This is a genomic window from Delftia acidovorans NBRC 14950, from assembly GCF_001598795.1.
GTDB lineage: Bacteria > Pseudomonadota > Gammaproteobacteria > Burkholderiales > Burkholderiaceae_C > Comamonas > Comamonas acidovorans.
The window spans coordinates 131,668-143,788 of the sequence record NZ_BCZP01000003.1; the positions used below are offsets into that span (position 1 = coordinate 131,668).

Genomic DNA, 12,121 nt, shown 5'->3' on the forward strand with positions numbered 1-12,121 from the left:
CATGGACCAGCCATTGCTGCAGATGCGGGGACTGCGCAGGGAGTTCCCCGCGGGTGACACCACGGTCGCCGTGCTCAAGGACATCGACCTGACCATCGAGGCCGGCGAGATGGTGGCCATCGTCGGCGCCTCGGGCTCGGGCAAGTCCACGCTGATGAACATCCTCGGCTGCCTGGACCATCCGACCTCGGGCAGCTACCGCATCGCCGGCCGCGAGACCGGCGAGCTGGGCCCCGATGCGCTGGCCGCGCTGCGGCGCGAGCATTTCGGCTTCATCTTCCAGCGCTACCACCTGCTGGCCGACCTCACGGCCCAGGGCAATGTGGAGCTGCCATCGGTCTACGCCGGCACGGCGCCCACGGACCGCCATGCGCGCTCGGCCGCCCTGCTCGAACGCCTGGGCCTGGCCGACCGCATGCAGCACCGGCCGGGCCAGCTGTCGGGCGGGCAGCAGCAGCGCGTGTCCATCGCCCGCGCGCTGATGAACGGCGGCGCCGTCATCCTGGCCGACGAGCCCACCGGCGCGCTGGACAAGGCCAGCGGCGAGCAGGTCATGCGCATCCTGCAGGAGCTGCATGCCGACGGCCACACCATCATCCTGGTCACGCACGACATGGCCGTGGCGGCCCACGCCTCGCGCGTGATCGAGATCAGCGACGGCGCCATCATCGCGGACCGGCGCAGCGCCCCGCATGAAAGCAAGCCCCCGCTGGAGGCCACAGCCGCCCCGCGCTCCGCCTCCTGGCGCATGTTCGGCGACCGCTTCGGCGAAGCGCTGCGCATGGCGCTGCGGGCCATGAACGCTCACCGCCTGCGCACCTTCCTGACCATGCTGGGCATCATCATCGGCATCTCTGCCGTGGTCTCGGTGGTGGCGCTGGGGCGCGGTGCGCAGCAGCAGGTGATGAACCAGATCAGCGAGCTGGGCACGAACACGCTGGACATCTTCCCCGGCAAGGACTTCGGCGACACGCGCGCCGCCGCCATCGAGACCCTGGTCGCCGCCGATGCCCAGGCCCTGGCCGAGCAGCCCTACGTGGACAGCGCCACGCCCAACGTATCGGTCAGCGTCACGGCGCTGTACCGCGAGAACGCGGCCATGGCCCAGGTGACGGGCGTGGGCTTCGAGCACTTCCGCGTGAAGGGCCTGCGCCTGGCGTCAGGGCGGTTCTTCGACCAGCGCGACGTGGACCTGCACGCCCAGGTCGCGGTCATCGACCAGAAGGCCGCCACCGCGCTCTTCCCCGGCAACCCCAGCCCGCTGGGCGAGGTGGTGATGCTGGGCGAGATGCCCGTGGAGATCGTGGGCGTGCTGCGCCCCGCGCAAAACAGCTTCGGCGGCTCCACGCCCACCTTCTTCGTGCCCTACACGGCAGCCGCCACGCGCCTGGTCGGCAAGTACCACCTGGACAGCATCACGCTGCGCATCAAGGACGAGGTGCCGGCCGAGATCGCGCTGAAGGCGGCCACCAGCCTGCTCACGGAACGCCACGGCACCAAGGACTTCTTCGTCTGGAACTCCGACCAGATCCGCCAGGCCATCACGCGCACCAGCACCACGCTGACGCTGCTGGTCTCGGCCATCGCCATGATCGCGCTGCTGGTGGGCGGCATCGGCGTGATGAACATCATGCTGGTGTCGGTGACCGAGCGCACGCGCGAGATCGGCGTGCGCATGGCCATCGGCGCGCGCCAGTCGGACATCCTTCAGCAGTTCCTGATCGAGGCCGTGCTGGTCTGCATCGTGGGCGGCATCCTGGGTGTCTCTCTGGCGCTGGGCCTGGGCCTGGCAGTGAGCCTGTCGGGCTCCAGCTTCCAGCTGTCGTTCTCGGCCGCCTCCATCGTGCTGGCCGTCGCCTGCTCCTCGCTCATAGGCATCACCTTCGGCTTCCTGCCCGCGCGCAGCGCGGCGCGCCTGGACCCCGTCCAGGCCCTCTCCAGAGATTGACATGCATATGCTCAAGACCAGCGCGCTGGCATGCGCCGTGGCCCTTGCGGGCTGCGGCGCCATCACGCGCACCCCCTACGAAGCGCCACAGGTGGCGCTGCCCGCGCAGTTCGAACATGCGCAGGCATCGCACCCGGCAGCCACGCCCACGCCCACGCCCATGACCGATGCCTGGTGGCGCGGCTTCGGCGATCCACGGCTCGATGCCTGGATTGACCTGGCGCTGGCGCGCAACCCTGACATGGCCACGGCCGGCATCCGCGTGCGGCGTGCCGCGCTGCAGGCGCAACTGGCAGGCCATGCGCTGCTGCCCCAGCCCAGCGGCAGCGTAGGCACGGGCGCCAGCCGCCCGCTGTCTGGCAGCCAGCGCAGCACCCTGGAGAACGCCAGCGCCACACTGGGCGTGGCCTGGGAGCTGGACCTGTTCGACCGGTTGGGCGCGCAGCGCGATGCCGCTGTCTTCGAAGCACAGGCCAGCGTGCAGGACAAGGATGCCGTGGCGCTGTCGCTGACCACCACCACGGCCAGCCTGTACTGGCAACTGGCGCTGGCCAACGAGCGCCTGGACATGTCACGCCAAAGCCTGGAGTACGTGCGCCGCACCATCGACCTGGTGCAGGCCCAGTACCGCAGCGGCGCAGTGTCCGGCCTGGAGCTTCGCGAGGCCCGGCAGGCCCTGGCCGAGCAGCAGGCCCTGCTGAGCCAATACACCCAGGCCCGCGCCGAACTGCGCCAGGCATTGGCCGAACTGCTGCAGGGCGCCGAGCCGCCCGGTGGCGAGCCCCTGGCGCTGCCCGTGGCAGACCTGCCCGCCGTGCAGGCGGGCCTGCCCGCCGATCTGCTGGGACGCCGCCCCGACCTGCGCGCCGCCGAACTGCGGCTGCGCGGCGCCCTGGCCGGCAGCGATGCCACGGCCGCCAGCTACTACCCGCGGCTATCGCTCACCGGCAGCCTGGGCACCTCCAGCAGCACCCTGCTCGATGTGCTGGCCAATCCCGTGGCAGCCCTGGGCGCCAACCTGGCCCTGCCGTTTCTCAATGTGCGCGAGATGCGGCTGAACACCGCCATTGCACGCAGCCAGTACGAAGAGGCGGTGGTCAACTTCCGCAAAACGCTGTACGCCGCGTTGGCCGAAACGGAAAAATCCCTGTCCGCCCGCACCGAACTGGCCCTCCAGGAAGAGGCCCAGCAGCGCGCCACGCAGGAATCCGTGGAAATCACGCGGCTGTACGAAGCGCGCTACCGCGCCGGCCAGGTGCCGCTGCGCACCTGGCTGGACGCCCAGGAGCGCCGCCGCGCAGCGCAGCTGGCCCTGTCCGCGCTGCACCTGGCACGCCTGCAGAACCAGCTCACGCTGCACAAGGCCCTAGGCGGAGGGTGGCCGGCTTCCTGAAGCCACCACCCAGGGTCCGCCAGAGTCAGAACGAATGCGCCATGCCCACGTAGAAGCCGGTCTGGCTGCCGCCCGGCGCCGGGTTGTTGTTGGTGGTCTCCACCGAGAAGTTCGCATTGCCGCCATTGCGCACATTGCCCACGCTGGCGTACAGCAGCGTGCGCTTGGACAGCGCGTAGTCGGCGCCCGCCATGAACAGGTTGGCGCTGCCGCCGCCCTTGTTGACCGTGGTGCGGTAGCCCGCCCCGATCAGCGTCAGCGGGCCTGACACCTTGTAGCGCGCGCCCATCCAGTACTGCCGCGCCTTGTTGGGCACGCCGGCCGCGCTGTCAGGCGCGGACAGCTGCTCATAGCCCGCGAACAGCTTGAGCGCGGACAGCGTCACCGTGCCGCCCAGCGTCAGGTTGCGGGAGGTGGTGTAGAGATCGCTGAAGCGGCCATTGGCATCGCGGGCCACATCGTAGATGGCACGCAACTCGAACGTGGGCGCGGTATAGGACACGGACAGCGCATCCTTGCGCAGCCGCGATGCGCCCTGGGGCTGCTCGCCCAGGCCGGTCAGCGCCAGCACGCGCAGGCCGCCCCAGCTGGGCGTCTCGTACGAGATCATGTTGTCATGCCCGCCCCAGTTGCGCCCCCGCACCAGCGTAGCCGAGCCTATGAACTGCTGGCCCGTGGGGTCCAGTGCCCAGTGCGCATCCGAGATCGACAGGTCCTTGCCCAGTTTCAGCGTACCCCAGCCGCTGCGCAGGCCCACGAAGGTGCGGCGGTTGAAGAAACCTGCGCCGTTGAACTTGGCATCGTCGATGCTGAAGCCCGACTCCAGCGTGAACAGCGCATGCAGCCCGCCGCCCAGGTCCTCCTCCCCCTTGAAACCCAGCATGCTCGTTCCCCACTGGTTGCCCACGGCCCGCCACAGATTGCCAGAGCCCCCCGTGGCCGGGTCGTACACATTGCTCTGGTAGTCCACCCCCGCGACCACACGCCCATAGAGCGTGACCGAACTCTGGGCCTGGGCCGCCAGGGCCGTGCCCAGCGCCAGCGCGGCCAGGCCAGCGCTGCGGATCATGCGTTTATTCATATCCCTCTCCTCCTTGACATTGCCGATTGGCGAAAATCCCCATGGCCGCAGCACGGCTGCCATGGGAGCAGCTTGAAACCGGTCGCCAGCCCTTTTTCTTGTGCTTCTTGTTCTTGTGCTTCTTGTTATTGCGGGTGCATGCAGCCCCGTGGTTGCGATGCCCTGCAGGCTCCTTTCATGAATTCTCCGCAGGGATGGCACCGGGCCTGAACGATTCATGCGCAGACCTATGCATTTGCGGCGCGGGCGCCCGGGGGTTTTCCCCTGGAAGGGGGGTTGAGCGACGTTCGAGGATGGGGCATGACCGCCACAAACTCCCAAGTTCCCCATGCTTCACCACACGAGGCTGCAGTGCAAACGGGGGATACCATCCACGTGCCCGTATGGGGCGCCAACAGATCTCATAGACCTCGTGCAGATGGTGCGAGATGTCTCAATCCACGCCCGCATGGGGCACAAGGTGATGTCGTTGAGGTAGGCACCGGTGCCAGGGTCGTTTCAATCCACGCGCCCGAATGGGGCGCGACGTGCACGGAGCCCGCGTAGTTGAGCAGTGCGTCGTTTCAATCCACGCACCCGCACGGGGCGCGACCCTGATGGAGCTGGAGGCCCGCTGCGCAACGCTCGTTTCAATCCACGCGCCCGCACGGGGCGCGACCTGCGCACCTCGGAGAGCTTGGCCATGCGCTGGGAGTTTCAATCCACGCTCCCGCGCGGGGCGCGACGTTGTGCTGCTGGCGGGCATCGAGGGCGAAATGGTTTCAATCCACGCGCCCGCACGGGGCGCGACCTTTGCGCTGGCGTTTGGCATTTCTGGACTGGAGAGTTTCAATCCACGCGCCCGCACGGGGCGCGACCTTGGCCTGCCGATGAGAAAGGTTGGCACGGACAGGTTTCAATCCACGCGCCCGCACGGGGCGCGACGAAAAAAGACGTGGAGCGTCTGGAGCGCCGCTTGTTTCAATCCACGCGCCCGCACGGGGCGCGACACGCGCTCGTTGGCCTTGCGCACGGCCACGCCGAAGTTTCAATCCACGCGCCCGCACGGGGCGCGACGTAGATGCCCATGCCGTCGAAGTCGAACAGCGGAGCGTTTCAATCCACGCGCCCGCACGGGGCGCGACACCTTCTCGCTGGCCTGGGGCGCCTCCAGTTGCTTGTTTCAATCCACGCGCCCGCACGGGGCGCGACCCTTCGTTGAGTCGCAGGTCAAGGACGTGCTGCAGTTTCAATCCACGCGCCCGCACGGGGCGCGACGCGCAATGTGTGCCAAGGTAGTACGTGGCGACAGTTTCAATCCACGCGCCCGCACGGGGCGCGACCTCAGATTGGCTGTGAGCTGGGACTTGAGTTGCTGGTTTCAATCCACGCGCCCGCACGGGGCGCGACGCTGGATTGGGGAATACCCAACCACCCAAAAAAGTTTCAATCCACGCGCCCGCACGGGGCGCGACGATGCGCCTGGGCGAAGTGACCAAAGAACAAATAGTTTCAATCCACGCGCCCGCACGGGGCGCGACTGCAATGGCCGCGTCCAGCGTTGGCCCCTGCGTGTTTCAATCCACGCGCCCGCACGGGGCGCGACTGGCCGACCAGGGAGATGTGCAGCTCAGCATCGAGGTTTCAATCCACGCGCCCGCACGGGGCGCGACAGGGCGAGCGCGTGGCAATCGCCTCGTTCGAGATGTTTCAATCCACGCGCCCGCACGGGGTGCGACGAGCAGCGAAACAGGGGCAACTGCTCGGCAGCCGTTTCAATCCACGCGCCCGCACGGGGCGCGACGCGAAGATCTGTCGATGCCATTGCCCACTCGTACGTTTCAATCCACGCGCCCGCACGGGGCGCGACGCGAAGATCTGTCGATGCCATTGCCCACTCGTACGTTTCAATCCACGCGCCCGCACGGGGCGCGACAGCAGAGGCCACGCGCTGCGTGCGCTGGCTCCAGTTTCAATCCACGCGCCCGCACGGGGCGCGACAACGGGGGCGGCACGGGCGGGGGTACCGGTGGGGGTTTCAATCCACGCGCCCGCACGGGGCGCGACCCGGTGGCTGGGGCGCAGTGCTGCTGCGCGTGAAGTTTCAATCCACGCGCCCGCACGGGGCGCGACCTTCTCTCCTGGTATGCGAGCGACGACCCCGCGATGTTTCAATCCACGCGCCCGCACGGGGCGCGACATTGTTGTTCAGGTAACGCCCGCGCCCCCGAGTGTTTCAATCCACGCGCCCGCACGGGGCGCGACCGCGAAGCGCAGCGCTCCAGTCCAGCGGGCCCCGTTTCAATCCACGCGCCCGCACGGGGCGCGACGGTAGACATAGATTTCCTTGGTAAACCGCATATGTTTCAATCCACGCGCCCGCACGGGGCGCGACCCAAGCCCGTGAGCTACCACGGGGGCAGCGTCTGGTTTCAATCCACGCGCCCGCACGGGGCGCGACCAATGCCGCCGCTTGTAATAGACATGGCATCGAAGTTTCAATCCACGCGCCCGCACGGGGCGCGACGTTTCTGCTCCGGCGCGGCTTGCGCAATCCGTGAGGTTTCAATCCACGCGCCCGCACGGGGCGCGACCCCATTGCTTACTCACGCAGGCGGCCAGGATGATGTTTCAATCCACGCGCCCGCACGGGGCGCGACCACACGCACTCGCCGCGCGGCGCTACAGCAGGAGTTTCAATCCACGCGCCCGCACGGGGCGCGACCTTCTCCAGCTCTTCGATCAACTTCGTGTCATCGTTTCAATCCACGCGCCCGCACGGGGCGCGACGTTGAGCGATGCCAGCGGCGCCACGTCTGTGCCGTTTCAATCCACGCGCCCGCACGGGGCGCGACGACCAGGGGCTGCAGCTTTTCCGCGTCATCGTGGTTTCAATCCACGCGCCCGCACGGGGCGCGACGGGGCGCGGGCAGAACGCGCGTCTGTCCAGGCGTGTTTCAATCCACGCGCCCGCACGGGGCGCGACCAGGGCGTGAGAAATTAGCATGCACCACTGCAGGGTTTCAATCCACGCGCCCGCACGGGGCGCGACATTACGAGCGCAATAATCGCCCTGGGGCACCGTAGTTTCAATCCACGCGCCCGCACGGGGCGCGACGCCGAAGCGGTGTAGCTGCTTTGACCAGATCGGCGTTTCAATCCACGCGCCCGCACGGGGCGCGACACATTGGCCCGGGCAACCCGGACCATCGGCACGATGTTTCAATCCACGCGCCCGCACGGGGCGCGACCCACGTTGCCCCGTAGCGGACCTGCATCTTGGTGTTTCAATCCACGCGCCCGCACGGGGCGCGACGTCCACGCGCAGCAGCACGCCGCGGTAGTCGGCCTCGTTTCAATCCACGCGCCCGCACGGGGCGCGACCCTCGGCGCTGTCGGCGTGATAGCCAGGACGTGCGTTTCAATCCACGCGCCCGCACGGGGCGCGACATGTCTGGCTACTTCATCTGCACGCAACCCGGCGTTTCAATCCACGCGCCCGCACGGGGCGCGACGCCGCAGTTCTCAATGAACTGCAGGAGGGTGTCGTTTCAATCCACGCGCCCGCACGGGGCGCGACGCCATCATCAAGCTTTACCGCCGATGCGCTTGATGTTTCAATCCACGCGCCCGCACGGGGCGCGACCAGGCTGATCTATTCGACGGTGCTTCTGAACTCGTTTCAATCCACGCGCCCGCACGGGGCGCGACCCGCAGGGCAGGAGCGGCCTGGCCACGCTGGCTGTTTCAATCCACGCGCCCGCACGGGGCGCGACATGGCCTTCGTCCTGTCTCTGGTGGTCCTCTGATGGTTTCAATCCACGCGCCCGCACGGGGCGCGACCCGGTAGCTCAGTTTGCGGCGCATTGGACCCAGCAAAGTTTCAATCCACGCGCCCGCACGGGGCGCGACGGTCTGCGCAAGTGGCACTACAGCCGCACGGGCGAGTTTCAATCCACGCGCCCGCACGGGGCGCGACTCGGATCGCCCATGGACTGCTCCCGCATATGACGTTTCAATCCACGCGCCCGCACGGGGCGCGACAATACAACTATCGACAGAGCGGTCGAAAAAGTTGGTTTCAATCCACGCGCCCGCACGGGGCGCGACCATTGGCGCCTGCGCGCCTGGGCGGCGTTCATGATCGTTTCAATCCACGCGCCCGCACGGGGCGCGACGAGCCGCATACGACATACCCGCCCCGGGCGCAGCAGTTTCAATCCACGCGCCCGCACGGGGCGCGACTACAGCCCCCAGGATGCCAATAAAGGCTGCGTAGTTTCAATCCACGCGCCCGCACGGGGCGCGACATGTGTTTTCCATGCTTGTTCCAAAGTGAACTATGTTTCAATCCACGCGCCCGCACGGGGCGCGACGAAGCGCTCCCAAGCAGCATTCTTGCGCTCTTGTCGTTTCAATCCACGCGCCCGCACGGGGCGCGACCTGTCCAGGTTCTTGCCTGTGACCAGTTCTGAGGGTTTCAATCCACGCGCCCGCACGGGGCGCGACTCGCATGGTGACTGAGCGGCCTGACGAAGCGGAAGTTTCAATCCACGCGCCCGCACGGGGCGCGACGCTGCCATAGCAGCGCCTGCAATAAGTCCACGCTGTTTCAATCCACGCGCCCGCACGGGGCGCGACGCGTGCCTGGTACTCATACACGGCCACAGCCTTGTTTCAATCCACGCGCCCGCACGGGGCGCGACGGGGATGTATGCGGGAAATCCTGCAGCCTGGGTTTGTTTCAATCCACGCGCCCGCACGGGGCGCGACGCCCGACATTTCTGCGAGCTCATCGATAGTGCTGGTTTCAATCCACGCGCCCGCACGGGGCGCGACTACTGCACCCGGCTGACTTCCTGGTCCGCCGCGACGTTTCAATCCACGCGCCCGCACGGGGCGCGACGGTGTCGGGCACTTCGCACGACATCACATCTGCAGTTTCAATCCACGCGCCCGCACGGGGCGCGACGAGGACAGGATGCTCAGCGGCCCACAGATGCGGCTGTTTCAATCCACGCGCCCGCACGGGGCGCGACGCGCGAATATGGAATAGTTACCTCCCCGTAAGAGTTTCAATCCACGCGCCCGCACGGGGCGCGACTTTGTCACATCGTCATAGCGGGGGGACGTGTGGGGTTTCAATCCACGCGCCCGCACGGGGCGCGACGCAAGGTACAGCCTCCGCCAGTATCCAGCGTTAGGGTTTCAATCCACGCGCCCGCACGGGGCGCGACGCAAGCCAGCCGCACAAGCAGCATCAGCGCTGGTGTTTCAATCCACGCGCCCGCACGGGGCGCGACTGAAGACTCCGAGCGATGCGATCAAGCTTCCAGAGTTTCAATCCACGCGCCCGCACGGGGCGCGACGGCACCGCCGATGACTACCTGACCAGCTTTGAGGTTTCAATCCACGCGCCCGCACGGGGCGCGACGGGGTACTTATAGAGCAATTTCACCGCTATGAAAAAAGCCAGGCTTCCGCGAACCAGGCGGCACTGTCATGCCGCAGGATCGGCGTTCAGCCATTCGCTCGCCCACCCCCTTTTGAAAACAACAGCTTGCGCGGCCGCGAACCTCAAGGGCAGGCGGCGGTCACTTGGGGTTCGCGCGGAGGCTCAGAAGACGAGGGGGGCGTCGAGGTCCAGCACGGGCTTTGCGCCGATGTGTTCGACCTTGCTGCGCCAGTGTTGGCCCAGGTAGTAGAACCTGAGGCTGTCCTGGGCGGGGTCGATGATTTGCATCAGCCGCGCCTTGAGGGCGACCCATTGCGCGGCGTCCACTTCTATTTCGAAGACGGAGTATTGCGCACGCTGGCCGAAGTCCCGGCAGGCCTTGGCGATGCGCCGCAGGCGGCGGGCACCATCCAGGTCCTGGGTACGGACGTCATAGCTCACCAGGACCATCATCGGCGCACCTCATTTTTCATCGCCTGGCCCCCAAGATGAAAAAGAGGCTCCCTCGGGGGCGCCCGGCGAGGGAGTGCCCGGCCGGGGGCAGCGGACCTTGCGCAACAAAGGGAGCGTGGGGATCATGTTTCATTTCCAAAGGAATGGCGGATAGGCATCGAGATCACCGCGCAGGTGGCGGGCCAGCATTTGCGCCTGGATAAAGGGGAACAGTCCGATGGCGGCTTTTTCTTCGATGAAGGCGTGGCGCAGTTCTTCGCGCTTGCGCTCCTGGTAGGCGGTCAGCACGGTCTTGCGTGATGCTTCGGTCAGCAGGACAGCGCCGTTGTCCATGGTCTGGAAGTCGCGCTCACCCAGCTGTTTACGGTTGATCAGCGACAGCGCCAGCCGGTCCGCCAGCAGGGGGCGAAATTCCTCCAGCAAGTCCAGCGCCAGGCTGGGGCGCCCGGGCCTGTCACAGTGCAGGAAGCCCACGGCGGGGTCCAGGCCCACGCTTTCGAGTGCTGAGCGGCAGTCGTGCGTGACGAGGGTGTAGAGAAAGGACAGCAAGGCATTGACCGCGTCGCGCGGCGGGCGCCGGCTGCGCCCGTGAAAGCGCATGGCGGGGCTGTCCACGCGAATGAGCATGTCGAACACGCCGAAATAGGCTTGCGCCGCCTCGCCCTCGTAGCCGCGCAGCATGTCCAGGCTGGTTTCTCCGGGCAGTTTTTCCGCAATGCGCCCCAGGCGCTTGTAGGCGTGCGTCAGTGCTGCCTCGGCTTCGGGCTCCAGCTTGTCGCCGTGGTCACGCAGTGCCCGGCCCAGGACCGCGCGCTGGTTGTGCAGCTTGCCCAGCAGGATGTTGTGGACGATGGCGGCGCAACGGCCCGGATCATCGCTGACCCGGTACTGCTGACGACGCAGCAGCACGTTACCGGAAACAGGCCCCTCCACCCGCGCAAGAAAGCGCCCGTTGGGCGTGAGAAAGCTGGTGCAGATGCCCTGCTCGGCGCAATAGCCCATCAGCGGTGGAGACACCAGCACGCGCCCGAAGCAGACCAGGCTCTCGAGCATGTGCACCGGCAGCCGGGCACGCTCGCGCTGCTCGACCTCCATCACGATGTTGGCACCGTCCTTGCGCAGCCAGGCGCCTTCGGTGGTCACGTACAGGGTGTTCAGTTGCCGTCGCATGGACCTTCTTCCATCTGCTGGCCCCATTGCGCTGACAGCCAGGCATTGACACTCTGGGTTCGCCCCAACAGCCTGGGCTGGCACAGGTCCAGCAGCGAACAGGCATCGCACAGCCGGGGGCTGTAGCGCGCCGTTGGCGTGGTGCCCGACTCCAGCATGGAGCGCACCGCAGCAATGGTGCTGCAGGTGAGCTGACGCAGTTCTTCGTCGAAGCCAACATCGGTACGCCTGCGGGCCTCGCCGTAGTAAAGGGCGCCCGCCTCTACCGGCTGGCCCAGCATGGACTCCAGGCACAGCGCCTGGGCGCAGAGCTGGACTTCATCGGCACGGTGGGCCTTGGGCCGGCCGCGCTTGTACTCCACGGGAAACGCTCGCTCGCCCTGTGGGCCCTGGTGGAACTCCACCACGTCGGCAATGCCGGTGATGCCCAGGCGCGTCTCGGCCAGCGGCATGGCCGTGACAGTGCGCACACCCTTGCGCCGCTCGGCCCTGGGCTTGTCGGCCTTTTCGTGCAGCAGCCGGCCTTCAGCCGTATGCCGGCTTTCGGCCCACAGTTGCTCGACATGGATGAGGGCGCATTGCCTTGGGCAGTACAGGTAGTGCTGCAATGCCGACAGGGCAATGGCGTCGTCTTCGCTCATG

The 12,121-nt window shown here is 67.2% G+C and carries 6 protein-coding genes and 1 CRISPR repeat array; of the genes, 2 read left to right on the forward strand and 4 right to left on the reverse strand.

Annotated elements, in window-relative coordinates; translation table 11 throughout:
* Nucleotide 1: 1 nt before the first annotated feature.
* Complete coding sequence (locus tag DA1_RS05065; RefSeq protein ID WP_034391374.1) at nucleotides 2–1,948, forward strand: MacB family efflux pump subunit; 1,947 nt, start codon at nucleotides 2–4, stop codon at nucleotides 1,946–1,948.
* Nucleotide 1,949: 1 nt separating this feature from the next.
* Nucleotides 1,950–3,341, forward strand: coding sequence for an efflux transporter outer membrane subunit (locus DA1_RS05070; RefSeq protein WP_034391373.1), 1,392 nt, complete (start codon nucleotides 1,950–1,952; stop codon nucleotides 3,339–3,341).
* 25 nt (nucleotides 3,342–3,366) lie between these two features.
* Here the strand turns inward: DA1_RS05070 and DA1_RS05075 are convergent, their stop codons facing one another.
* From DA1_RS05075 to cas4, 4 genes are all read right to left on the reverse strand, one after another.
* A complete protein-coding gene (locus tag DA1_RS05075) occupies nucleotides 3,367–4,422 on the reverse strand; it encodes a porin (protein ID WP_034391372.1) in 1,056 nt (351 codons plus the stop codon).
* A 495-nt stretch (nucleotides 4,423–4,917) separates the two neighbouring features.
* A CRISPR array of direct repeats spans nucleotides 4,918–9,835; the repeat unit is 32 nt; unit sequence GTTTCAATCCACGCGCCCGCACGGGGCGCGAC.
* 183 nt (nucleotides 9,836–10,018) lie between these two features.
* Nucleotides 10,019–10,309: a CRISPR-associated endonuclease Cas2 gene (gene cas2 / locus DA1_RS05080; RefSeq protein ID WP_034391371.1), complete on the reverse strand. Its 291-nt coding sequence runs from the start codon at nucleotides 10,307–10,309 to the stop codon at nucleotides 10,019–10,021.
* Between the two features lie 129 nt (nucleotides 10,310–10,438).
* Entirely contained in the window at nucleotides 10,439–11,479 is a 1,041-nt protein-coding gene (gene cas1c / locus DA1_RS05085) for a type I-C CRISPR-associated endonuclease Cas1c (RefSeq protein WP_034391370.1), read from the reverse strand.
* Nucleotides 11,464–12,120 (reverse strand): CRISPR-associated protein Cas4, encoded by a 657-nt coding sequence (gene cas4 / locus DA1_RS05090; RefSeq protein WP_034391369.1) that lies wholly within the window; start codon nucleotides 12,118–12,120, stop codon nucleotides 11,464–11,466. Before cas4 ends, cas1c begins: the two co-directional genes overlap by 16 nt.
* Nucleotide 12,121 lies beyond the last annotated feature (1 nt).